This is a genomic window from Marinobacter sp. SS5-14b, assembly GCF_030541005.1.
Lineage (GTDB): Bacteria > Pseudomonadota > Gammaproteobacteria > Pseudomonadales > Oleiphilaceae > Marinobacter.
In genome coordinates this window covers 590,265-614,712 of record NZ_JASSVM010000001.1, presented here as the reverse complement: position 1 = coordinate 614,712, position 24,448 = coordinate 590,265, and the positions used below count along the sequence as shown (strand labels likewise).

The 24,448-nt window shown below is 57.0% G+C and carries 24 protein-coding genes and 1 other RNA gene; 2 read left to right on the top strand and 23 right to left on the bottom strand.

Annotated features, from left to right (window positions below):
* Positions 1-93: 93 nt before the first annotated feature.
* Positions 94-1,770, bottom strand: a complete 1,677-nt coding sequence (locus QPL95_RS02850) for a long-chain fatty acid--CoA ligase (protein WP_303289484.1) — start codon at positions 1,768-1,770, stop codon at positions 94-96.
* 166 nt (positions 1,771-1,936) lie between these two features.
* On the opposite strand from QPL95_RS02850, the gene QPL95_RS02845 reads away from it, so the two are divergent.
* A complete protein-coding gene (locus QPL95_RS02845; RefSeq protein WP_303289483.1) occupies positions 1,937-2,422 on the top strand; it encodes a MaoC/PaaZ C-terminal domain-containing protein in 486 nt (161 codons plus the stop codon).
* A gap of 4 nt (positions 2,423-2,426) precedes the next feature.
* Here the strand turns inward: QPL95_RS02845 and QPL95_RS02840 are convergent, their stop codons facing one another.
* The 22 genes from QPL95_RS02840 to QPL95_RS02735 all read right to left on the bottom strand — a co-directional run bounded on the left by QPL95_RS02840 (position 2,427) and on the right by QPL95_RS02735 (position 23,404).
* A complete protein-coding gene (locus QPL95_RS02840; RefSeq protein ID WP_303289482.1) occupies positions 2,427-3,392 on the bottom strand; it encodes an AgmX/PglI C-terminal domain-containing protein in 966 nt (321 codons plus the stop codon).
* A complete protein-coding gene (locus QPL95_RS02835; protein ID WP_303289481.1) occupies positions 3,385-3,873 on the bottom strand; it encodes a biopolymer transporter ExbD in 489 nt (162 codons plus the stop codon). The genes QPL95_RS02840 and QPL95_RS02835 overlap by 8 nt, the downstream gene beginning before the upstream one ends.
* Positions 3,870-4,400: a biopolymer transporter ExbD gene (locus QPL95_RS02830; protein ID WP_303289480.1), complete on the bottom strand. Its 531-nt coding sequence runs from the start codon at positions 4,398-4,400 to the stop codon at positions 3,870-3,872. The genes QPL95_RS02835 and QPL95_RS02830 overlap by 4 nt, the downstream gene beginning before the upstream one ends.
* A 42-nt stretch (positions 4,401-4,442) precedes the next feature.
* Positions 4,443-5,090: a MotA/TolQ/ExbB proton channel family protein gene (locus tag QPL95_RS02825; protein WP_303289479.1), complete on the bottom strand. Its 648-nt coding sequence runs from the start codon at positions 5,088-5,090 to the stop codon at positions 4,443-4,445.
* Between the two features lie 28 nt (positions 5,091-5,118).
* Positions 5,119-5,475: a hypothetical protein gene (locus QPL95_RS02820; RefSeq protein WP_303289478.1), complete on the bottom strand. Its 357-nt coding sequence runs from the start codon at positions 5,473-5,475 to the stop codon at positions 5,119-5,121.
* Complete coding sequence (locus QPL95_RS02815; RefSeq protein ID WP_303289477.1) at positions 5,472-5,966, bottom strand: tetratricopeptide repeat protein; 495 nt, start codon at positions 5,964-5,966, stop codon at positions 5,472-5,474. Before QPL95_RS02815 ends, QPL95_RS02820 begins: the two co-directional genes overlap by 4 nt.
* Positions 5,959-8,781, bottom strand: coding sequence for an outer membrane protein assembly factor BamD (bamD, locus tag QPL95_RS02810; RefSeq protein WP_303289476.1), 2,823 nt, complete (start codon positions 8,779-8,781; stop codon positions 5,959-5,961). Before bamD ends, QPL95_RS02815 begins: the two co-directional genes overlap by 8 nt.
* The gene (locus tag QPL95_RS02805) at positions 8,778-10,517 is read right to left on the bottom strand and encodes a lipopolysaccharide assembly protein LapB (protein ID WP_303289475.1); all 1,740 of its coding nucleotides are present in this window, start codon (positions 10,515-10,517) and stop codon (positions 8,778-8,780) included. Before QPL95_RS02805 ends, bamD begins: the two co-directional genes overlap by 4 nt.
* Before the next feature lie 361 nt (positions 10,518-10,878).
* Positions 10,879-12,057, bottom strand: a complete 1,179-nt coding sequence (locus QPL95_RS02800) for a VWA domain-containing protein (RefSeq protein WP_303289474.1) — start codon at positions 12,055-12,057, stop codon at positions 10,879-10,881.
* Positions 12,058-12,079: 22 nt separating this feature from the next.
* On the bottom strand, positions 12,080-12,922 hold the full coding sequence (locus QPL95_RS02795) for a MoxR family ATPase (RefSeq protein ID WP_303289473.1): 843 nt from the start codon (positions 12,920-12,922) through the stop codon (positions 12,080-12,082).
* An 18-nt stretch (positions 12,923-12,940) separates the two neighbouring features.
* A complete protein-coding gene (locus QPL95_RS02790; protein ID WP_303289472.1) occupies positions 12,941-15,022 on the bottom strand; it encodes a VWA domain-containing protein in 2,082 nt (693 codons plus the stop codon).
* 44 nt (positions 15,023-15,066) lie between these two features.
* On the bottom strand, positions 15,067-15,411 hold the full coding sequence (locus QPL95_RS02785; RefSeq protein WP_303289471.1) for a hypothetical protein: 345 nt from the start codon (positions 15,409-15,411) through the stop codon (positions 15,067-15,069).
* Positions 15,411-15,857: a YcgN family cysteine cluster protein gene (locus QPL95_RS02780; protein ID WP_303289470.1), complete on the bottom strand. Its 447-nt coding sequence runs from the start codon at positions 15,855-15,857 to the stop codon at positions 15,411-15,413. Before QPL95_RS02780 ends, QPL95_RS02785 begins: the two co-directional genes overlap by 1 nt.
* Positions 15,854-16,147: a YcgL domain-containing protein gene (locus tag QPL95_RS02775; RefSeq protein WP_303289469.1), complete on the bottom strand. Its 294-nt coding sequence runs from the start codon at positions 16,145-16,147 to the stop codon at positions 15,854-15,856. The genes QPL95_RS02780 and QPL95_RS02775 overlap by 4 nt, the downstream gene beginning before the upstream one ends.
* Positions 16,144-17,295, bottom strand: coding sequence for an HRDC domain-containing protein (locus QPL95_RS02770; RefSeq protein WP_303289468.1), 1,152 nt, complete (start codon positions 17,293-17,295; stop codon positions 16,144-16,146). The genes QPL95_RS02775 and QPL95_RS02770 overlap by 4 nt, the downstream gene beginning before the upstream one ends.
* A gap of 15 nt (positions 17,296-17,310) precedes the next feature.
* A complete protein-coding gene (gene recR, locus QPL95_RS02765) occupies positions 17,311-17,913 on the bottom strand; it encodes a recombination mediator RecR (RefSeq protein ID WP_303289467.1) in 603 nt (200 codons plus the stop codon).
* A gap of 37 nt (positions 17,914-17,950) precedes the next feature.
* Complete coding sequence (locus tag QPL95_RS02760; RefSeq protein ID WP_303289466.1) at positions 17,951-18,274, bottom strand: YbaB/EbfC family nucleoid-associated protein; 324 nt, start codon at positions 18,272-18,274, stop codon at positions 17,951-17,953.
* A 4-nt stretch (positions 18,275-18,278) separates the two neighbouring features.
* The gene (dnaX, locus tag QPL95_RS02755; protein ID WP_303289465.1) at positions 18,279-20,159 is read right to left on the bottom strand and encodes a DNA polymerase III subunit gamma/tau; all 1,881 of its coding nucleotides are present in this window, start codon (positions 20,157-20,159) and stop codon (positions 18,279-18,281) included.
* A gap of 63 nt (positions 20,160-20,222) precedes the next feature.
* Entirely contained in the window at positions 20,223-21,281 is a 1,059-nt protein-coding gene (locus QPL95_RS02750; RefSeq protein ID WP_303289464.1) for a lipase secretion chaperone, read from the bottom strand.
* Positions 21,282-21,332: 51 nt separating this feature from the next.
* A complete protein-coding gene (locus QPL95_RS02745; RefSeq protein ID WP_303289463.1) occupies positions 21,333-22,277 on the bottom strand; it encodes a triacylglycerol lipase in 945 nt (314 codons plus the stop codon).
* A gap of 191 nt (positions 22,278-22,468) precedes the next feature.
* Positions 22,469-22,565: signal recognition particle sRNA small type (gene ffs / locus QPL95_RS02740), an RNA gene on the bottom strand.
* A gap of 80 nt (positions 22,566-22,645) precedes the next feature.
* Entirely contained in the window at positions 22,646-23,404 is a 759-nt protein-coding gene (locus QPL95_RS02735) for a 2OG-Fe(II) oxygenase (protein WP_303289462.1), read from the bottom strand.
* Positions 23,405-23,513: 109 nt separating this feature from the next.
* Between QPL95_RS02735 and QPL95_RS02730 the strand changes: the two genes are divergently transcribed.
* Positions 23,514-24,434: a D-hexose-6-phosphate mutarotase gene (locus QPL95_RS02730; RefSeq protein ID WP_303289461.1), complete on the top strand. Its 921-nt coding sequence runs from the start codon at positions 23,514-23,516 to the stop codon at positions 24,432-24,434.
* Positions 24,435-24,448: the final 14 nt, after the last annotated feature.

Genomic DNA, 24,448 nt, shown 5'->3' with positions numbered 1-24,448 from the left:
GCGTAACAGTCTATCGAGAAAACCGGGGCTTATAAACACAAAGACCCTGCCGAAGCAGGGTCTTTGTAAGCCTGGAGTTGCCTCCTGCCAGTGTTACTTGGCGTTTGCCTCGTCCCGCAGTTCGCGGCGAAGAATCTTGCCCACGTTACTCTTGGGCAGTTCGTCCCGGAACTCGAAATGCTTCGGCACTTTATAAGCCGTCAGGCGCTCACGGCAGAATTCCTTCAGTTCGTTTGCGGTTACGCCTTCTTTCGTTGGCACAACGTAAACCTTGACCGCCTCGCCACTCTTGGCGTCGTCGATACCCACGGCAGCACACTCAATCACCTTCGGGTGGCTGGTTACTACGTCTTCGATTTCATTCGGGAACACGTTGAAGCCCGACACGATGATCATGTCTTTCTTGCGATCAACGATGCGAATGTAGCCATCTTCCTGGATCAAGGCGATGTCGCCAGTCTTCAGGAATCCGTTCTCGGTGAACGACTTCTGGGTGTCTTCCGGGCGCTGCCAGTAGCCACGCATAACCTGAGGACCCTTCACACACAGCTCACCGGGCTCGCCGATCGGCGTTTCATTTCCTTCATCATCGATGGTTGTCACGATGGTAGAGGGAATCGGCAGGCCGATGGTGCCAATCTGGATCGCGCTGCGCGGATTGAAGGTCACCACCGGAGAGGTTTCTGTCATGCCGTAACCTTCGCTGATTTCACAGCCGGTTACTCGCTCCCACATCTTGGCGGTGTCGCTGTTCAATGCCATGCCGCCAGACGCCGTCAACTTCAGGCCGGAGAAATCCAGGTCCTGGAAGTCTTCGTTGTTGCACAAGGCGACAAACAGGGTGTTCAGGCCGATGAATGCGGAGAATTTCTGCTTCTGAAGCTCTTTCACAAAGCCCGGAATATCACGGGGGTTCGGGATCAGGATGTTGTGAGCACCGGCTTCCAGCATGATGCCGCAGTTCAGCGTAAAGGAGTAAATATGGTACAGCGGCAACGGCGCGATGACCACTTCCTGGCCTTCAGCCACCTGATCTTCCAGCATCGGGCGAACCTGAGTCAGGTTGGCCACGAGGTTGGCGTGCGTCAGCATGGCACCTTTCGCCACACCGGTAGTACCACCGGTATACTGCAGCGCGGCCAGATCATCCAGCTTGATGTCGACCGGTGTAAACTTCTCACGGGCACCGGCGCTGAGTACCGCCGGCAGTTTGTGGGCACCGGGAATATTGAACGCGGGCACCATCTTTTTGACGTGCTTCACCACCGCATTCATCAAGGTGCGCTTGACGGTTGAATGCATGTCGGCCACTTCGGTCACGATAACGTGTTCAATACCGGTGTGGGGCAACACTTTCTCGGCGTTATCAGCCATGTTGGCAAGAACCACCAACGCTTTGGCGCCGGAGTCATTGAACTGATGCTCCATCTCGCGCGTGGTGTAAAGCGGATTGGTGTTTACCACAATCAGGCCCGCACGCATGGCGCCAAACACAACCACCGGGTATTGGGTTACGTTGGGCATCTGCACGGCAATGCGATCGCCGGGCTTCAGATCGGTTTTGTTTTGCAGCCAGGCCGCAAAGTTCCGGCTCTGGGTATCAAGATCCCTGTAAGTCAGGGTCACGCCAACGGCGGTAAAAGCTGGTTTATCAGCGTATTTTTTTACCGCTTGATCAAAAACATCCACCATGTTTTTGTATTTTTTGAGATCCACCTCACGGGGAATGCCGGCGGGGTATTTGTCTTGATAGAACTGCTCAAAATCCATCACCATCTCCTGTCTGATTGGCGCTATTCTGGAGGAAAATCAACCCGACAAAGGTCTCAGCCTCAAAAAAAGTGGAGAGAGAATAGCAGTTTTGTAATCAATGAGGTAGTTTTCAGAACATCAATCGGTACAACTGTACCCGACACGTTAGCCGCCGGAGTTTGTAATGAGCGACACCCTGGATACCCTTGAAAACATCACCTATGACGAACTGAATGAAGGCGACTCCGCCACCTTTGCCCGAACCCTCACCGAGGATGAACTGGTTCTGTTCGCAGCGGTGTCTGGCGATGTAAACCCTGTCCATCTGGATTCGGAATTCGCCGCAGAATCGATGTTCAGGGAGCGCATTGCGCACGGCATGTGGAGTGGTTCACTGATCTCCGCGGCTCTGGCCACCGTCATCCCCGGCCCCGGCACGATCTATCTTGAACAGAGCCTGTCGTTCAAGCGTCCGGTGAAGCTTGAGGATACTCTGACGGTTACCCTGACAGTCCTTCGCAAAGAGCCAAAAAACCGTGTCGTGCTTTCCTGCGACGTGCGAAACCAGAATGACGACCAGGTAGTGTTCGGCGAAGCCAAGGTGATTGCGCCTACCGAGAAAATTTCTCTGCGCAAACCCCGGCTGCCGAAGATCACCATCGAGAGCTGAAGCTTTAGCCCGGCAGGAAATCGATCGGGAATCGAACCTTCCGGGCTTCCACATTGGCCGCACCAAAGTTGAACATCTGTACTCTCATCGCAATGCGCTGCTCCAGCGCCGGGTTGCTCAGCTCCGAGCCCACCACGTTGCAGACAGAGACCGAACCATCGGGTTCGATCACCAGTTCCAGTGTCACCTTCCCCTCCAGGGTCGGATCTTTGCGCAGTTCACGCTGATACAGTGAATAAAGCACGCTCTTCTGGGTGTCGAACACCTGGCGAATGTTACTCATGGCACGTTCACCGACCGTTGAACGTGCCGGTTTCTGCACTTTGGCAACCTGAGGCGCTGCTTCTTTCGGTGCCTGAACCTCACTGACGTTATGGCCTGCCACATCCACCTCTCCGGCCGGACCTTCGCGACTGGCAACGCCACCACTGCCTGCAAGCACTGTGTCGTTGGGCGACCGTGCAGACAACCCGTCGACCTCTGCACCACTGACATTGGCTTTGAGCGTTCGATCCGCTTTTGCAGGCTCGGGGGTGGTCAATGCGGCCAGCCGGTCTTTCATTGCAAACAAGCCTGAGCGGGAAGCCGTTTCCCGCGCCTGTTCCGTCGTCTGCGCCGGCGGCTCTGCAACCTCCGGGGCAGGCTCAGGCTTGCTCAAGGGCGGCTCGGGTTCTGGCTTGGGCTCCTGTTTGACCACTTCTGGTTCAGGTTCGGGTTCGGGCTCTTTGACAGGTTCCGGCTCCGGAAGCTTGACCGGCTTTGGCGGCTCAACCAGCTTCGCCAGCCGGGGCGGCACTTTTTCCGCTTCCGCCCGGTCTATTTCGGGCACCTCCAGCCAGGGGATCAGTACTGCCGGAACCAGAAAAACAGCCAGTACCAACGAGACTATTAAACCAAAACGGACACTCTCCGCCCGGTCACGACTCCACGGTAATCGGGAGCTGAAATTCGACGGATGACGCTCAGCCATTGCGCACCTCCGCCTCAACCGCCAACCGGACCTGACGGAACTGTTCGTCTACGCAGGTTTGCATGATTTTCCGAAGCAACCGGTAATCGGTGTCTTTGGCCGCCATGATGGTAACTTCCAGACCCTGCTCCGGCACGTCGCTCCAGCGGCTTCGGCGGTAGGCCAGCTCCTCTGAGAGGCCGGCAATACGGGTGTCCGCATCTTCTATTCCGTCAAGCCTGGCAACCTCTCTGCCTTGAACCAGAATGGACTGACCGCTGACCTGAACCGTCAAGTTCTCAACCGCTTCCTGTTCCGCGCTGGAGGTCGGCAGCGGCACATCGGCGTTGTTCTGCATCACTTTGACATCGGATGAATTCACCATCAGGAAGAACACCAGAATGGTAAAGATGTCCATCAGGGAAACCAGGTTCAGGCCTCCCGCCTTGTGCATCCGGCCATAGTGTCGCTGTCGCAACCGGGATCTGCGGGATGTTTTCATGCGCCCTCCCCCGTGTCACTTGCCGGTCGGGATGCCAGCGCCCGGCCTTCATCGGCATCCATCAGGGATACGTCGGGAAACAGCTCCGCCTCGACCACACTGGCGGCCACAACGGCGGGATAGGAACGCACCGCGTCCATGACGGAAACCAGTGTCTGGTAATCGACATCCGGCCCGACTTCGAGAATAACGTCGGTTTTGTCGGGCACCTGGCTTTTGATCTGTTGCAGAACCGTGCGCAGGCCCTCGAAGTCCTGAGCGTTGTTATTCACCGGCAGCACTTCAATCAGCCCTCGCTCGCTGTCGGCCACTTCCAGCCCGGCCGGGATGACGGTAACCACCAGTCGAAAGTCTTGTGCTGAGGGGGCCTGCCCGGCTTCCATACCGGGAAAGTTCAGTTCGATCATTCGAATCTGGCTGAACACCATACCAAGCAGCAGCACCGGTACCAGTACAATCATCAGATTGAGAAAGGCCGTGATATCCAGATCTGCCGAGGTGGTGAGCCTGCGGTGTCGGCGTCTCATATCGCCATACTCCTGTTTAAACTGGCTTAAAGACTGACGGCATCAGGCCGTTACACTCCGGGCTTCCGGATCGGAAACAATATTCAGCAGTTTCACACCGGCCATCTCGAAACTGTCGACGATCTCGTTGGTGCGGGTTTGCAGCAAGGCATGGAACAACAGCAGTGGAATCGCCGAAATCAGGCCGAAGGCCGTGGTGTTCATCGCTACCGAAATACTTTCCGATAACAGGCTCGCCTTCTGGGCCGGGTCTGCGGCCGCGACGGCGGTAAACGCCGCGATCAAACCAATGATGGTGCCCAGCAGCCCAAGTAGCGTCGCGACATTGGCCAGAGTGGCAAGATACTGAGTACGCTTTTCCAGGCGCGGCAGCACTTCCATCAACCCTTCCTCCATGGCGTACTCGATATCCTCCCGACGGCTGTTGTTCAGCAGGCGGGCAATACCGGCACCCAAAACCGAGGCAATGGCACTGTCCGAACTGGTCGCAGCTTTCATGGCGCGCTGATAATCCCGCTTCTGCAGTGCCGGTAAAATACCCCGCTCAAAGGCCAGCCGGTTTCTGCGTCGAACCGAGCCCAGGTAGAGAAAACGCTCCAGCGTGATCGCAAGGCCGACCGCCAACACAATGGCGATGGGGTACATGAAAGGGCCGCCTTCCTGGAAGAATCGGATGATGGTGTCGAGCATGATGTCAGTCTCCGTTGTTACTGCTGAGTCACGGTTTATCGAGGGCCGGAACAACCAGGGTTGGCTCCAGCACCAGCGGGTTCAGGGTTTCCCGAAACTGGCGGTGATTCTCCAGTGCGGTGGTTGAAACGGGTTGCAGGAGCTCCGGTGCGGCCTGGTTCAGTTCGGTCCGGGGCCTGCGGGGCAAACTGGGTGTCTGCCAGGGCAAGATATAGAGAATCCGTGGGTCGTCTTCTCCGACACTGGCGGAGAGGCCGGCAACCTCCAGAGCGCGTTGCGTTCGCTGTGTTTGCGCGCCCGATTCGTCAACACTGGCCAGTGCAGGCATTACGACCGTGAAAGCCAGCAGCAGGGTCCGAAAAGCTCTTACCGGTATCCGCATCATTGCAGCCTCCGTTCGAGATCGGCGATCCAGCCGGCAACCATCGTGTCTTCTTCGGGTGCGAGTGCCTGATAACGCTGGTAATGGACCAGGGCACTCTCAAGATCAAGCAGATAGAGCTCGGAAATCACCGCCAGGTTGTAATGCAATTCGGCGGTCCCCGGGGAGGCTTCTACGCCTTGCTTCAGTACCCTTGCGGCTTCGCTAAAGCGATGCTGCTGCTGCAGTACCAGGGCAAGGTTATTCACGGTTACGGCATCCGCCGGGTTGAACTTCACGGCTTGCTGCCAGGCGTCAACGGCGCCGGCAATATCCCCCTGCTCATGAGCCAGTTTGCCCTTGCTGGACCACTGCGCTGCCTGTTCCGGTGAGTACACGCGAGGTGTTTCCTCAACCTCTGAACCTGGGGCTATCCCCGTACTGGCACAGGCGCTGAGGCCGGCAGCGGCAATCAGTATCAAGCAGCGACCGTACTGGCGTATGGAATCAGGCACCGTCGTTCTCCTTCATAGTCCAGCTCATCCACCGCAGGTCCCGGTTGTAGCGTCCCGGATGTAAAGCCGCCAGAACGTCCAGGCTCTGGCCGATCCACTGATCAAAACCACGGGTGATGATGCGTTGATGGTTTTGTGCGTGCAACGCCAACGCTCGCTCCTCCAGCGGATAGGCTTCTTCTTCCAGCAACATCTGATACTGCATGGTTTCCATGTCGTTCAGTTCGGCTGGCACTTCGGATGCCATCAGATCTTTCGCCAGTGTCCGGTAGAGCTCCGCTCTGCGATAGAGCACCTCGGAGGCCACCCGCTCACCCGCGAAGGTTTCCGCTTCCAGGAAGTAGTTCTGCGCTTGCTCGAGCGCTTGTTGTTTGCGGGCCAGGGAATCTTCCAGCGGATGAACGAGGGCTATGGCCGAAAACCTCTCTGCGGCCCGAGTGCCGAGTTCTAGCGCGGCCTCACCGGCCCAGGAAAGCGTTTCGTCAGAGTGCCACTGGCTCCCGGACTCAATGGTTACAAGCGCCTGCAGTGTTGCACCGTCGGTGGCTCCGGATTCAATCAACCGCTGGCGCATGGTTTGTTGCTGCACATGGTCGGTGGCGTTGCGGGGCGCTGGCGCCGTTACCAGCCAATCCCGGTAGAGCGTATTGCGAGCTTCGTTTTCACCGGCTTCATGATAAATCGCGGCAGCGCGCAGCCTCAGAGGCCAGGGGTCGGAAGATCCTGCGGCGGCACCCAACAATTCGTTGGCCGCTTTCAGCGGTTGGCCCGATTTCTGATACGCCAGCACCAGCTTCTCACCGGTTTCAGCTGTAAGCTGGTGGTTCGGATAATCAGACCGGAACCGGTTAAGCTCGTTAACGGCAGTCAACCAGTCGGATGCTTTAAGCAGGGTATTGGCGGCATCAAATCGGGCTTTGATCGCCAATTCCGAGCCAGGCACAACACTGCTCACTCTTTGGAAGTGCGCCACCGCGAGGGTCGCATTGCCCGCGGCTGCAGCCGTCTCTCCCTGCCGGTAAATGGCTGTAGCCAACTGCTCCCGGATATCGGCCTGCTGTTGCTTTGATACGGCCAGTATCGATTCTTTCTCGGCAAGCCCCAGTGCCTGGCGCCAGGCCCGTTCAGCCAGGCCAAACTCACCGCTTCGGTGCTGAACTCTGGCAATAACCAGCCAGGCGGCGTAGCGTTCGTCCGGCTGGGCCCCCTGCCAGTCGATGGTGGTTTTCGCATAGGCAAGTGCCTGCTCGAATTGACCGGCGTCGTACCAGTGATTAGCCAGATCAGCTCGCAGGCCGGACAACCGTGCATCCACCCCGAAGGCCTCACTGTATCGCTGTTCTTCTTCGCTCACAGCGTTGAGGCGCTGTAGATTCTGAGCCGTTCCCTTAGCGGCGACGAAATCTTCCCGAAGCAATGTGATTGCGGCCCATGCTGCCTCCGATGCCCGCTTATAGTCCTGGCCGTAGCCGGCAAGCCGGAAGTTCTCAAGTGCTTTTAAGCGGTTGCCGGACAGCAACCTGGCATCACCGGCCAGATGAAGAAGCTCACCCTCGGTGCCGGAGCGCGATGCCAGAGCCTCGTAGTAACCCGCTGCAGCACGCCAGGCGTCCCGGGCAGCGGCAGTATCACCACGGCCATCAAAGTCAGCTCCGGTCGCATAATAATGATCGGCAAGAAAGCGGCTGTAGTTCTGCCAGTTCTGTTGCTGGTTGGCGGCCAGCGCCTGATATCGGTGATCGGCACGAAACCGGGCCACAAAACCTTCCTTGGCTGCCCTGGCTTGTTCGGTGTCACCCGCCATCTGCCAGAAGCCCACACTCTGAGCCATAAACGCCGCATCAGACGGGTGTTCAGGATAAGCGGCTACAAAGGCATCATTAACCGCCACCGCCCTTGCATAACGGCCTTCAACTGCATGCAAGTCGGCCAGCCTGTCATAAAGAATGTGCCGCCATACGGATCCGGGCCGCTCGGCTACCCACCGTGCCAGGCTCCGGTGATCATCCGTACGCGATGCCATCAGCGCCAAAACCCGGAAGCTGTCCTCAATCATATCCAGGCCAGACTCGGGCGGCGCGAGCAGTTGCTGAGCCCCGGGCAGTTGCTGATCAAGCAATTCCATGAAGTTTTCCGCTGCGCGGTTCCAGGCCTGCTCGCCCTGCTTGAACTGACTCCAGCCAAGCATGTACCTGGCCTTGGTCGCCAACTCCTGCCGATTATCAGTATCCAGCAAGGCACGGTATCCGGTTTCGGCCTCCTGATAATTGCCAGCGGAAAATGCTGCTTCGGCAATTCGGAATCTGGCCTCTGGAACCAGGTCGGATGTCGGATACAGGCCCACCAACTGTCGCAGGCGTTGAATGGACTCCTTGTGCTGGCCGGTCAGCGCGTGAGCCTTGGCCATCTGATACAAGAGTTCGTCGAGGCGCCCGGAAAAGGAACCCCGGGCGAGTATGTTCTCGTAGCTATCAAGAACCTCACGATAAATTTCCGCCTCACGCTCTTCGGAAAAACCAATATTCTGGCCCGAGCGATCCCGGATGTTGTTGAGGCGATTCAGCGCATCAATGCGCACTTCCGGTTCATCTGAGCCTTCAAACAACTTCTGATACCGTCGCGCAACTTCCGCTGGAGAAATGGCCGGAAGCGGGCGAGATTCAAACTTGAGAAACACCGGCCGCATATCACCGAGAGTTTCACCGTCTTTACCGAGCTCTACCCGGAACGCCTCCTGAGCCTGAGCCAATCCGTGGTGAAGCGTAACCGCAACCAGCAGCGGCAACAGGCCTGTGCGAACGAAACGATGGGTCATTGGGCGCCCTCCCCGAGGTTTTCCAGGGCAAGGTATTCGTACAGATGGGCAATTTGCTGTTCGGTCCTGTCGACGGCATGGGCCATCCTTCGGTCTTCCCCGACCACAAACGCCAGGGCCAGTTCATCGAGTGCTTTGGCAGCGACCACCCGGGCTTCGTGCACCTTCGCCAACAGCTGACCAGCCTGCGATTTCAGTTTTCGGGCTTCTGCCAACTGCGGGTTAATCTTCCGGGGAATGCTGGCTGACGACGGGTTTCCTGCCTTGAGGTTATTCAGTGCGTCTATGAATACGCCCAGATTATGATCGTTGTTGACCAGGGTCGTCGCCATGTTGTCGAGCATGGCAACGCGGCGCACTGCGGCCTGGGCCGGGGGCTGCTCGAGAAACAAAAACAGGTAGGCCATTCGGGGTTGGGTCAGCGTGCGGCTGTCTGCCAGAAACCACTGTGTATCCGGCCCCCTTGCGTCCTCAACCAATGCTTTATACGCGCCGTCTTCACGAATTCGCTCTGCAAGCTTGTTCAGAGTAACCCGTTCACCCTGATAGGCGGCGTTTGCGGCCAGCCAGGACTCACCCGCCTGACCGGGGTAACCCGCAAGATCATAGCCACGCCCCATGCCAATCCAGGCATCGGACACGCCGGGAAACGCAAGCGGAAATTTTTTAGCGCGATGCCAGCTCTGCATAGCTGCGCGGTGGTTGTCTTTCTCTGCGAGGGCCAAACCGTGGAGGTAAAGAGCATGCGGGGCGTAATAGCTGTCCAGAGTAACTTTCTCAAGAAAGTCGACGGCCTTGTCATACTCTTCATTCGTCAGGGCCAGGTAGCCGGCACGAAGGTGCAGCTGATTCAGCAGGTTTTTACTGCGCGCTGTGTTGGTGTCTTTTGCCGCCATGGCCATGGCAACCCGCAAGGACACCAGGGCCCGGGAAGGGTTGAGGTCGTCCCTTGCGAAGTCCCCGGCCAGGTTCATGTAGCCCAATGCAGCCCAGTAGCCTTCGTCCATAGCCGCAAGGTGTCGGCCCGCGGCATCGGTCCTGCCCTGAAGGCGTTCGCGCTCCGCCAGCCTGAACTTTTCCTGCTGCCGGGCATCACCGTAGCCCTTACGTTGAACAGCCTTGTCACCAGGCTCCGCAGCCGAGACAAACTGCTTAACTCCGTCTGCAAGTTTGGTGAACTCTGACGCAGATACACTAAAAAATGAAACGTCCGGCTCGAACTCTGGCGCTCTGGCATCCAGAGCCATTTTGAGCCCAACCCTATCGGACTGCTTGCGGAATGGATGGCTTATCTCACGGCGCACAAAACGGTTATTGTCAGCGCGGGCATTAACCACGACCTTAAGTTGATGGCTACCGGCGGCCAGATTACCGGTATAAATCTGATGCACACCACCTTGTCCCAGGGATTCCCGTTCGCGGTCATTGTAGAGGTGGGAACTGACCGGCTCACCGTCGAGATAAAGCTCTACAGAGTCCAGCTCCAATGCCTGACGATCACCAAGTGACAGGAACACCGCCACACGGGTATCGGTGAGCGGCAACACAGCCTGTTCCACCGCCTTCACGCCGTCGCTGTGACGGACAACCTCAGTACTCAGGTGATCAATTTCCGAGTCGAGCGATGCAGCCTGTGCACTGGCAACCAGATTTACGGCCAGTAGTAATCCGGATATCCAACGCCCCGGCTTCCGTGGGGCAATCCGGCAGTCTTGTGTTTGTTGTTTGCCGAACATACGTGTCCTGTCATGCGTGGCCGCGCTATCGCTGGCGCGCGGCTGGGTAACAAATCGCAATAAAGAGTAACACCCGCTAACAACCAAGAACGGTATCTGCTTCACCAAATGAAACTTTGACGCGGTTTACACAGTGAAAAGTGTCGATCTATTTGACAGGTCGGGAATTCAAGGCACAGCGGAAAGTAGATAGGACAAAGCGGAATTGAACTTAACTCATTGAATCTATAACTTTTTAATGGACTCCGGCTTAATCTTTGCAGATACAGTAGCGGCGGGGCACCGTAATGGCTGCGCCCGCTTGTATATGCCGAGCTTTGCCGATGCCCTCAACCGCATCGGCTTTTTTTCTGCAGCCGGGTTATTTGGTGAGCTGCTTCATTGCCGACTCAAGCCCTTCAATGGTGAGCGGGTACATATGGTTGTTGACCAATTGCCGGGTAATGCCTAACGAACCGCCAGACCCCCAATAGCTTTCCGGCAACGGGTTCAACCAAACCACTTTGCGGAAATGCTCGGTAATACGTTGCATCCAGGTGCCACCCGCCTCTTCGTTCCAGTGCTCTATGGAACCACCGGGGTGCGTGATTTCATAGGGCGCCATGGTGGCGTCCCCCACAAAGATCACTTTATAGTCCGGGGTATACTTGTTCAGGATATCCCAGGTGCTTGAGGTTTCGTTCATCCGGCGAATATTGTTCTTCCACACACTCTCGTAAACGAAGTTATGGAAGTAAAAATACTCCATGTGCTTGAACTCAAGCCGCGCTGCAGAAAACAGCTCTTCGCACACCCGGATGTGAGGGTCCATTGATCCACCCACATCGAAGAAGATCAGTACCTTCACAGCATTGTGCCGCTCCGGCACCATTTTCAGGTCAAGATAACCTGCGTTTCGGGCGGTAGAGCGAATGGTGTCATCCATATCGAGTTGATCCGCCGCGCCCTGGCGAGCAAACTTCCGCAAGCGACGCAACGCAACTTTGATGTTACGAATGCCCAGGGTAATGCTGTCGTCCAGATCTTTGTAATCCCGCTTTTCCCAGACTTTTACCGCCCTTCCCTGGCGACCGTTTTTCTGACCAATACGGAAACCTTCCGGGTTGTAGCCATTAGCGCCGAATGGAGAGGTGCCACCGGTGCCCACCCACTTGTTACCCCCTGCATGGCGCTCCTTTTGCTCTTCCATGCGCTTTTTGAAGGTTTCAATCAGCTCTTCCAGCCCACCCAGGGACTCGATTTTGGCTTTTTCTTCCTCAGACAAATGCTTTTCGAACTCAGCCCGCAGCCACTCATCCGGAATCAACGCCTGCAGCAGGTCGTCCAGGTTCTCGATGCCATCAAAATAGGCCTTGAAGGCACGGTCAAACTTGTCGAAGTGTCGCTCATCCTTCACCAGGCACACCCGGGCCAGGTAATAGAACTCCTCCATGTCGGCAAAAGCCAGTCGCTGCTGAATCGCTTCCAGCAGGTCCAGAAACTCCCGCAGACTGGCCGGCACTTTCGCACGGCGAACTTCGAGGAAAAAATCGATCAACATAAAGCGAAACTCTTGCCAGAGATCAGTTTCGGCGACGTGCCATAAACGCCAGCTTCTGCAACAGGTGAACGTCTTGCTCGTTCTTCACCAGCGCCCCGTACAACGGAGGCAATGCGGAACTGCTGTCTTTTTCCTGAAGCGCTTTGGCGGACAGCTCGTCGGCCATCAACAGCTTCAGCCAGTCGATGAGTTCGGAGGTAGAAGGCTTTTTCTTAATGCCAGGCACCTTCCGCACATCAAAAAACACTTCAAGCGCATCCCGTACCACCTGCTGCTGAAGGCCCGGAAAATGCACGTCCACGATCTCTTTCATGGTGTCATGGTCCGGAAAGCTGATGTAGTGGAAGAAGCAGCGGCGCAGGAAGGCGTCCGGCAGTTCTTTTTCATTGTTACTGGTGATGACCACGATGGGGCGTTTCCGGGCCTTCACGAACTCCTGAGTCTCATAGACATAGAATTCCATGCGATCCAGCTCAAGCAGCAGGTCGTTAGGAAATTCGATGTCGGCCTTGTCGATCTCATCAATCAACAGCACCACTTGCTCGTCTGCATCAAAGGCTTCCCAAAGCTTGCCTTTGATAATGTAGTTGCGAATATCTTTGACCTTTTCATCACCCAGCTGGGAGTCCCGCAATCGGGAAACCGCATCGTACTCGTAGAGGCCTTGCTGCGCCTTGGTGGTGGACTTGATATGCCAGGGAATCAGCTTCATTCCCAAGGCTGCCGCCATTTCTTCCGCCAGCAAGGTTTTACCGGTGCCAGGCTCGCCTTTGATCAGCAACGGGCGCTGGAGCGCAATCGCTGCGTTAACAGCCATCTGCAGGTCATCGGTGGCTACGTATTTTTCGGTGCCGGTAAACTTCATGTGTCTGTTTCCTGTCGGTTACTTTTTAGCGTTCTGATCTTTTTTGGCCTTATCCTGAGTACTCTGCGCGGACTCATCAGCCTCTGACGGATCGTCGTCGAAATCGGGCAAATCATCGAATTCCGAGAGATCGAAATCTTCCAGCGCGAACTCGTCCAGATCGTCATCCAGGCCTTCAGCGGGCTCATCTTCTGGCAAGTCGTCGACGCCCTCAACCACCTCGTCAACGGCCATCGGAAACTCATCTTCTTCGATCTCATCCACCGATTCTACGGTTTCGGTGACTTCCGGGATCTCTTCATCCTCGGCCAGTTCTGGCTCTGGCTCTGGCTCTGGCTCTGGCTCAGGCTCCGCTGCAGCCTCTTCCAGCACCGGTGGCGCGGCTTCTTCTGGCAAGTCGTCAACGGTTTCGCGGGCCGAGGCCGCCGCCTGGGCCTGCTCTGCCCTCGCTTTTTTCTGGCGAACAGCAAACACGCCAAGGCCAACAACGATCACCACAACCGCAGCAATCGCACCATAGAGCCAGACTGGGATACCCCAAAGGGTTCCATTTTCAGGCTCATGAATGGGCGTGCTCTCTGGCTCCGGCTCCGCGACTGGATCGGCGGGCTCGGGTTCAGCCTCAACAACCTGAGGTTCACTGACAGACGGCTCTGCCGACTGCTCTACCGCATCAGGTACGGAGGTTTGTACAGGTTCAATGCCTGGCTCAGGCGCTTCAGCGGTCTCTGATTCTGGCTCGACCGGCGCCTCGGCTCCTTCAAACGGGAGGTGTTCAATCTGCTCGCTGAGATCCGGCACCAAAGGCTCCGAAACCACGGCGACCGGCGCTTCCTCTCCCGGCACGACAAAACTGGTCATGGCACTGAATTTACGGGCGAAAGTCCCGCCATCAGCAACAACGTCTATTTGATAACGCCCTACAACGGGCAGTTTTTCAACGGTGTCCCGGTATATGCCATCTTCCGGCGGCTGATCTGCCGAGAGAACCTTGGTACCCCGGCGCCCGTCTGCGGCAGTAATGGAGACTTTTACATCCATCACACCGAGGAAGTCTGCATCCTGGATCGCGTTAGCGCCTTCAAAAAAGGCCACTTCCAGATTCACCGGCGTCTCGGCAGAGAACTCTGGCGGGATGGGACTCACCACCATGCGCAGATTACTGACCACGGTTACCCTGCTACCCTGCCCCAGATCGCCAACAATCCGCCAGGCGCCTGCCATGGGCTCGGTGACTGTGATCAGGTCATAGCCGGGCTCTGCAGCCCAGCGCACATTTTCAGGCAGGTTTTCAGGGGTGAACAACTCACCACCAGGCTTTGCCAACTGCAAACTGGAAGGCTCGGACGACGCGCCGCCCGAGAAAATCAACGCCGTAAATTCGGTGACACCGTCATCTACCGAGAACTCGTCGCCCTCGATGGGCACTTGTTCCTGCGGTACAGCGGTATTCAGAGCATCGGCGAACGCCAGGTTCAACGCTTCGGCCGACTGGGCCAGCCTGAAGCTACCACCGGTTGCCTTCGCCAATTGGCGCAAGAACTCAATATCGGCACGTTCAGACAGGCCGACCGTATGGATGGTTGCGCCCTTGGCTTGCAGGACAGGCAGAAGAGTCTCAAGAATCCGCGACTCCTCCGCACGACTCGCCGACTCGCCACCCGGAATGTCGACCTTGCCATCGCTGAGTAAAATCAGATGGGTATTCTCAAGGGTACCGCCAGACAACCAGTCGTTACTGGCTTTTTCAATGGCAAGTCCCAGATTGGTATGAAGCGCTACCGAGTTGATTTGCTCCGACCGCTCGATAGCCGTGTTACGCCATGCCTCATTGACGGTGCCATGGGGCACCAGCATGTTGACGTACTGGCCGAACGTCCACAGCCCGGCTTCGGCGTTTTCGGGTAGCATGCGGGCCAGCAAACGCACCGCAGGGCGACGCAAGTTGTCCGGGTCGGTTTCCTTCATGGACCCGGACATATCAACAACAATGCGAACGTCAGCCCCCGCCGGCAACGCCAGAGCCGCCTCTTGTGCTGTCGCCTGCCACGGCAAAAAAACCACCAAAAGGACTGCAAAAAACCACTGAATTCGCTTCATAATCACGGTCGCCCACCCATTATTTTTTTGATTCGTTGTGCAGGTTACTTGCGCACCAGCCGGTAACGGACCAGGTCAAGAATCCACACCAGCAGCATGATCAGACCCGCAACGCCAAAATTGAACAGCGCCGCACCCGCTGCATCGACATCCCCGAGGATCAGTTCATAGCCCGCAAACAGCCAGGCTGGTATCCACCAACCGGCCAGATCCGGAGACTCAACAGGCGTGAGTATCAGCACCATCAGAGCCGACAAGAGCAGCGTGCGGAAGCCGTAGAGCGGCAAAATCCGGAACAGCGCCTTCATCATGTAAAACAGCACCACGAAAGCGACGGCGTAGGCGGCCCAGAATATTCCATAGGCCAGGGAGGCGTTAGCATCGATCATTACAGAACCCAGTGAATTATATGTTCTTCCCAATCCTCTTCCGGCACAGAGCTTTCAGAGACGACTCTGCCCCGAACCGAAACACCCGCACGATGGACGGATTCAGGATCCCCTGAACGCAGCGGATGCCAGTCCGCCAATGGCCGGCTCTCGGCCAGGGTACGATAGGCACAGGTATACGGCAGCCAGGAATACGAGGCGACGGTTTCCGGTGTCAGTACCGTACACTCGGGAACTTTTTCCAGCCGCTGTGAATACACCGTACACTGGCCAGATTGCACATCCATATACCGGCAAACCAGGTCGGTATGGTAAACCTCTCCGGTATCTTCGTCTTCCAGCTTCTGCAGACAGCACTGCCCACAGCCATCGCACAGGGACTCCCATTCCGGCTGTGTCATTTCGTCCAGGCGCTTCCGCTGCCAGAAGGGAATCTGAGCACTCATTTTTTGCGCTGCTCGACCTTGCGTTTGAAATCGACGATATAGGTATCTTGCTCTTCCGGCATTTGCAGATAAAAATCCTTCTCCGCCAACGCGTCCATAACCTCCTTGCCGGAGGTTCGAGCCAGTTGTTTGTCCGGTGTCAGCAGCAAGTCCATGGCGTGAACCGGCTGGCCAAAGATGGACCTCAGTGGCTCCGGCAGTTCATCCCAGTTCTGGCCGCGACGGACGTACAGGTAGGTGTCGCTTTTTTTGCTGCTGCGAAACACCGAAACAAATTCGCGGTTTGTCATGATCGGAGAAGTTCCTCAATGTCAGCGGCTACGGGAGCAAGCAGTGCTTCGCGCCAGCCTTCAAAAAATGCGTGACCCTCCAGAGACTGGTCCTGGAGAATTCTTTCAATGCGCTTTCTCGGTGCAAGAATTTCTATTGGAATATCATGCTGTTCTGCCACCCGGTTAAAGCATCGCTTTACTTTTTTGTAGAGCGCCTGCTGATCTCGCGTCAGTGGCCTTGGGATCAACTCCAGTGACGAAGTATCAGCCTCTCTGCCGGCACGAACAAGTTCCAGCAGGTGATCCCCGTAACGCTTAACAATACCGCCCGGCACGCCCTGAATATCATTCAATACCCGGAGTGACCCCGGACAACGCTCGGCAATAGCAATCAACAGTGCATCACTCAACACTCGGTTACGGGGCCTGTCGACGCGGTGGCACTCCTGCTCACGCCAGGATACCAGGCGCTGGAGTACGGCTTGTTGCTCCGGGGTGAGCCCCCAGCCACCGCGTAGCTTCAGGTAGTGCAGGCCGGGATCTTCCTGGTTCGCGGCTTCCTCCGCAAACCGGCGGGACTCATCGGCCAGAGCATGTTCAAGCCCCCGCTCTTTCAGCTTATCTGATACCCAGTTGGACAGGGGCTCCAGAAACCGGATGTCGTCGACTGCGTAACGCTCCTGCTCGGGCGTCAGGGGCCGTGAAACCCAGTCAGAGCGAGTCACAGATTTATCGAGCACTTCACCGAACAGGGATTCTACCAGCCTGGCATAGCCCACTGAAAAACCCGCACCCGCAAGCGCAGCGCCAATCTGCAAATCCAGCACTCCGGCTGGCGCTACATTCAGCCAGTGCCGGAACAACTCGAGATCCTCGCTCATGGCATAGAGCAACTTCGGTCGCTGGGCATCGGCCATCATTGCCCGGAAGCCTGCCGATGCCTCGGCCACACCCGGATCAACCAGCCAGTATTCGCCGTTACCGCCCAACTGAACCAGCCCGGGGATCGGATAGAAGGTGGAAACGCGCTCGAACTCGGTATCCAGCGCCACCGGACAACCGGGCGGCAGGCTTGCCAGCCATTGATCCAGCTCTTCCAGCGTGGCCAGCCAGCGAATGTTCTCCGGGGCCGGGGGAACCGGTATGGCGGTTGGCGTTTCAGTCATAAAAAAACCTGGGGGTTATTCTGAAAGGGGTTTACGGCCCCGAAAGGCGTGCGTGAGGGTAAAGCCATCCACATAACCAAGCTCGCCACCTACGGGAATACCATGGGCCAGACGGGTAATCAGGATGCTCTGGTCATCAAGACGGTCTGCAATGTAGTGGGCTGTGGCTTCCCCTTCAACCGTCGGATTGGTCGCCAGTATCAGTTCACTGACGCCCTCTTCGCGCACCCGCCTCAGCAGGCGCTCAATGCCGATCTCCTCGGGACCCACACCGTCAATCGGCGACAGATGCCCCATCAGCACAAAGTAACTGCCCCGGTAATCTCCGGCCTGCTCGATCGCCAGAAGATCGGACGGGCTCTCAACCACACAAAGCGTGCCCGTGCGGCGTTCGGGCTTATCACAGATCCGGCAGATTTCAGTATCTGAGAAGTTCTGACAGCTGTCACACCGGCGCACATTGTCCATAGCCTGGCCAAGGGCACTAGCCAGCCGGGCACCTCCGGAACGGCCTCGTTCCAGCAGGTGAAACGCCATGCGCTGCGCGGTCTTCTGGCCAACTCCCGGCAAACACCGGAGAGACTCGACCAACTCATCAACCAAGGGGCTGAATGCCATGAACACTCCTCAAAGAAAACGGCAAACCTGAGCAGGCTCAGAATGGCATTTTGAATCCGGGCGGCATACCCATTCCAGACATCATGCCCGACATTTTATCCTTCTGGTTCGCTTCGACACGACGCACAGCATCGTTGACGGCGGCGGCCAAAAGATCTTCCAGAATCTCTTTGTCTTCCGACATCATGGAAGGGTCTATCTCGACCTTGCGGACATCGTGCCTGCCATTCATGGTCACTTTGACCAGCCCAGCACCGGACTCGCCGGTCACTTCTGCCTTGGCAATTTCTTCCTGGGCCTTCTGCATCTGCTCTTGCATCTGCTGGGCCTTTTTCATCAGATCGCCCATGTTGTTCATCATTCGGTTATCTCCTGCCTGTCTCTGCGGGTCGGATGCTTTCTTCGACTACCCGGCCCTCAAATCGTTCAACGATGCTTTGTACCAACGGGTCCTGCCGAATCGACGCTTCCGCCGATTTCTGGCGGGCCACCCGCTGCCGCTCCTCAAACGCGGCCGGGGTATGCTCACCCGGCTCACCCTGCTCTATTTTTAACTGTGTGGCGTCACCAAAGCGGGATCTCAAGGCGGCGACGATTTTTTCTTCGTGGCGTTCGTTCAAAAGTCGTGCATGGCCTTCGTCCAGGGTCAGCACAACGGTATCACCGACCATAGCCATGGAACTGTAACTGGCCAGATTGCCCGGCATGCCATTAATGTCCAACTGCCTGAAGTCACGCTCCCACACAAAACCGTCTGCGGTCACCGGTTCCTGTGGCTCAACCGCCGGCGCTGCCTCGGCGACCAGGGGCTCTGGCTCTGGCTCCGGCTCCGGCTGTTGCTCTGGTTCATTGACCGGCACCGGGGCGTTCTCCCGGGTGGCCGGGCGTTCATCCTCAGGCTCGCTGCCAAAAGGCTGATCGCCGGGGTCCGGGTCCCAGGGTGGCGCATCGATCACGGGCGGTTGTGGTTCGGGCTCGGATTGTGGCTCAGGTTCTGCTACAGAAACGCTCTCCGGCTCCGGCTGAGCATGGGCACTCTCGATAGCCGGCTCAGCGACCGCTGGCGCTGCTTGAGGCTGGAGGCCAGGCTCGGGCTCCAGATCAGCACGACCGGCCGTTTCGCGAGTGCCCGACGATAACGCCGGAGGCTCGCGGCGGTCTGCGCCAGGCCGGAACGCCAGCATACGCAACAACGTCATTTCGAAACCCATACGGGCATCCGGCGTTACTGCAAGGTCTTTCCTGCCCATCAGCGCCGTCTGGTAAAACAGCTGGGCGTCTTCCGCACTCAGTTTGCGGGCCAGCGCCTGCGCCTGAGCCGCATCCCCCATGGCGTTGTCTGCGCTGCCGGGTACAACCTGTTCCATCGTGACCCGGTGGAACAAGGAAAGCAGGTCGGCAAGGATAACGCTGTAGTCTGGCGCAAAATCCGCAATGCGATTGATCTCCGCCAGCAATCCCGGGCCATCCCGATCAACCAGCGTGTCGACAATACGCTCAATATCCCTCTGGTCGATGGTGCCCAGCATGGTACTGACATCACTGGCCGCCAGATTCTGATTCCCGAATGCAATGGCCTGATCCGTCAGGCTCAAGGCATCCCGCATGCTGCCATCCGCTGCGCGGGCAAGCAGCCAAAGAGCCGGGTCTTCAAAGGGGACCTGCTCCTCGGTCAACACATGCTTCAGGTGACCCACAATATGCTCGGGTGTCATCCGCTTGAGGTTGAACTGCAGACAGCGGGACAGCACGGTCACCGGCAGTTTTTGCGGATCGGTCGTGGCCAGCAGGAACTTGACGTGTTCGGGGGGCTCTTCCAGCGTTTTCAGAAACGCATTGAATGACTGATTGGTGAGCATGTGCACCTCGTCGATGAGGTACACCTTATATCGACCGCGACTCGGCGAGTACTGAACGTTGTCTGTCAGCTCCCGCATGTCGTCAACGCCGGTGCGCGAAGCCGCGTCAATTTCGATCAGGTCAACAAACCGGCCTTCAAGAATTTCCTTACAGCTGCCGCACTCACCACAGGGATTGGCTGTAATACCGGTTTCACAGTTCAAACAACGGGCCAGCAAACGGCCAATGGTGGTTTTACCAACACCCCGGGTGCCGGTAAACAGGTAGGCGTGGTGCAGGCGCTGGTGCTCCAACGCATGAACAAGTGCTTGCAGCACATGCTCTTGCCCCACCATATCCTCAAAGGTGCGGGGGCGCCATTTTCGGGCTAAAACCTGGTAGCTCATGATCCGTCAACTGCTCTGAAATCAGGGCCCAACAATACCATGGACCCGGTTTCATAAGAAGGATCATGTGCTCAAACCACTGCTTCCGGAGGTGTTATCCAACGCCCGGATGCGACGCCGTTCGTGCTCTTCCTGAAATATTTCCTGCCTCAGTGCTTCAAGAGCTTCTTCACGCTCCTTTTGGGCCAGGCCTTCGCTTTGCAGCACCTGCTGCTTACGCTGCTCATAGTCATTCACCCGGGCTTGCCACCGTTGCCGCTGCTGATCAAGCCCTTCAAGACGGGCGGTTGCCTCTGCACCATAGTGTTGCAGCCGAAGCGCCCGAACTTCTGCCTCACTGGCGCCAGAGGCCCTTAACTTCTGCACCTTCTGAACCATCGACACCACCGTTTCAGAGGTCTCCCGGGTTTCCCGGACATGGTCTGGCAATAACTGGTTCAGTTGCGCCAATGCACGGTCCCTTTCGGCCTCACTCATGCTGTCATCAGCCAGAATCCGCTGCCTGTCGAGCATCAGCCGAAGCCGATGCTCTTCCTGACCATAGAACCCCTCAGCCACATCCGCCCCAAGGTGCTCTCTGCGCAGGCTGTACAAGGCATCAAACGTCGCTTGAATGTTCGTCGAATCGAGGCTGCCATGCTGTTCCATCGCCGTCGCGGCCTCGCGGTACGCCAGATAGTGCTCAAGGATCTCCAGCACTTCCTGCTGGATTGCGAATGGAATTCCGTTATTCGTCATGACGGCCTGCATACGCTGTCGCATCGCCTCTTCGTAACGACGATCCGGCGCCAGGCCAATAAAGAAATCCATAAAACGGCGAAGATCACGGTCGAGGACCAGATTACCGTTCATGTCCACTCGCACTGCACCGTCTACGTCGATATCCGCTACGCGATCGTCTCTGGGTAAGGCAGGCAGCGAGGCGTCAGATTCGGAGGGTAGCGTTCCCGGGCTGACCGAAACGGGGTTGTGAGCCGCAACCGGGCTGGAATCAGCCGGTTTGAGTACAGAGGTATCAAGCGGACTGTCCGATCGATCGCCCATTCCCCACTGGCTATAGTTAAAAATGGAAGCACCAAGGACAGCGATGCCAATACAAACAACGAAGTGACTGCGTTTCATGAACAACCTCTGCGGCGGGCCGTTTGGGCCCGCCTTTCCTGAAAAGCCAGATCAGAGACCGAGGTTCTTGAGGCGGTTCGCCTGCTGCCGATACAGCTCGACTGGATCTGCCGTATTACGTCCGACCAGACCAAACAGCTGATTCACCTGGTCCAGGTGATTGTGGGCGTAATCCACACCCAACACCTTACCGACTTTCATGCTGCACGCGGGCACAAGCCCATCGGAAGGCTCATCAAAACTTGATTTAAGGACCAACAGCAAGGCATCACTCACGTCCAGAAGGTTGGTAGAGATCTTGTTGCCACCCCAGGAGTAATAGCGAACCCCATCCACCACTTCCGCACCATCATCGCCACAGTAGGCAGAAGGCATGCCTGCCGGGAACTGCGCATTGAACTGAACGGAGCCGTCGGTGCTCAGGGAAGCAATAGCCGCACCGGTATCCTGAGGCAGACCACCGCCACCGGAGAACGTATCGACCAACCCGAAAAAGAAGTTGCCGAGACCGTCCAGAGCACCGTTATTGGCCGCATCCGCCACCGGAGTACCCCAGTTCACACCGCCAACACTGGACACCGAGGCGATCAGATCAGGCCTTACGCCCGCCACATAGCGAATGGTAGGGCCGCCGTGACTGTGACCGATAAGATGAACCTTCTCGGCACCCGTCACCGCCATATACTCCTCGATCTGAGCCAGCAGCTGTTCACCACGGACTTCTGTTGAGTTGGCCGCGGAAACCTGGGGAACAAACACTTCAGCCCCACTCTCGGTCAGCGCTTCGGGAACGCCATTGAAATACTCGATCACACCGAACAGCTTGTTGAATCCGGACAAACCATGAACGAGCACAATGGGGTGTTTTGTTTGGGTGTAGGTGTCAGTACTTTTGCCGAACAGCCAGTCGAACCAGCCGGCAGATGCAGGTTGAGCAGCCAGCCCCATGGCAAGGGCACCGGCCGCAAAAGCCATTTTTCTATTCGTCTTTTTCATGTCATTACCTTTTTTGTATTTATTTGGCAATTTGAAAGTAATGAACATTGCGAATGAAGTAAACAGGCAGAACAGGCCGAAGTTCGCAGCAAAACGAACCGGAAAGTCAAAAAACGGTCATTGCAGAGGAGCTGAGTGGGCTCAGGATTCGTTCAAGAATGGGGCAAAACGAGAGGAAAATATGGGGGTGACCCCACCAGCAATTCTCCGGCACACACATCCACCGCTTCGGCTGCTCCCTTCCGGGCCTGACCGGGTTCACGGTTTCATGTTGCGGAGGCACCAATGGGGCCACCATAACGGCGTTCCGGGACATTTCCCCGAAAGCGGCGCGCATAGTATCAGAAGGGTTTTCTGACTACAACGGCTTAAAGCGGCAAAGGCACCTCATCCTGCCTGAACCAACATGCAACACTGTAGCGGGTGCGACGGGCCTGCAGAACCTCATGGGGCACCTCTTCACTCAAGAAAAGCACTGCCCGCCCGGCCTGGGGCCTCACCAGACCAACAGCAGAGGTACCCTCCGGACTGTAAACCCGCAGCTCACCGCCATCCTCAAGGCCCCAGTCTTCATTCAGATACAGCACCAGGCTGACCACCCTGGAAGCCCTGCCCCGAAAGCTGTCGAGGTGATTCTTATAGAAATCCCCCGGCTGATAAGTGGCGTAGTGAGCCTCATAACGCTTGAGCCCCAGAAACAGGCGCTGATTCAAGCCCTCACGAAGCCTGTCAAAGAAGCCAAAAAGTTCCGCCTGCGGTGCACTGAACCCTGCCAGCCAAGCTATTTTATCCCGCCGAATGCTGCGATCCTTCACAAGGTCGGCGCCGCGCCCTACCCCTGCACGCTTCATCGCCTCGGTTTTATGCAGAATTTCAACCTCATGGCGCAAGGCATCGATCAGCCCGACCGGAAGCCGGGCAGATAAATCCATTTCCACCCAGGCCGGCCCGGCAAGGCCATCCGCCAGCTCGTCCAGCCATGCATCATCGATGAGGTCAGCAACAGCATCGCCAACTGAGGCTACCGCCAGCTCATCTCCGGCCAACCTGTCGAGCAGCCCTGCCGCAGGCTCAAGACGGGGTTCCGGCAGCGGGACAACAACCGCGCCAGCATTTTCAGCATCCATTAGAAAGCCTCCAGATAATTGCGCTATTGTATGATCAAACTCGCCCGCGAAGCGCTTTTAATTTAGGCTTTGCTGCAGGCAAATACACTTATGGAAGAATGTACCCAAAATGTCAGAAAGCAGTGACAAGCCGCCGATTTCTGTGAACCCCGGGCAGTGGTCGTTTACCCGATGGAAGACCATTGGCCAGCTGGAGGCACTGGAGGTACACCACCCGCTGTTTCAGGCGACTGTTTTTCTTCAGGGTGCTCACCTCAGCCACTTCTCACCCAGAGACGAAGCCAACTGGCTCTGGCTGAGCGACCTGGCAAAATTTCAGCCCGGCCGCGCCATCCGGGGCGGCATTCCCATTTGCTGGCCGTGGTTTGGTGACCCCGCCCGAAATCCGCCGGCCATCCGTTCTCACATCAAAACAACATCAGCCCATGGCTTTGCGCGAACAGCACTTTGGCGCCTGGAAGATGTCCGCGAGAGCGCCCACGAAGTAGAGATCAGCCTGTCCCTGAATGCTAATGACGACTTTGCCGAGCATTGGACTGGCCATGCGCTGGCCCTGGCAACCTTCAGCTTTTCGGTAAAAAGCTGTCAGATAGCGCTGACCACCACCAACCTGTCCAGAAACCCAATGTCCATCAGCCAGGCACTGCACACCTACCTGCCCACCCAGGACATAGCACGAACCCGCCTGCTTGGCCTGGGCAACAGTCAGTACGTAGACACCCTCCGAGACTGGGAGTATTTCAATCAAGAGGGGCCGGTCTATTTTGAGGGTGAAACAGACAGAATCTACGAAACCGGTGAGCCGCTGATCGTGGTCACCCCCTCCGGTAAACGAAAACTGACATCGGTAGGCAGTGACTCAACGGTGGTATGGAATCCCGGCCTGGAAAAGTCCAGGCGGCTGTCAGATTTTCCAGACACTGGCTGGCAAAAAATGCTGTGTGTCGAAACGGCCAATGCCGCCGCAGATTATCGAGTGTTAAATGATGGTCAGAGCCACACTCTGGGCGTAGTGATCGGCCGGGCATGAACACACAGAACACT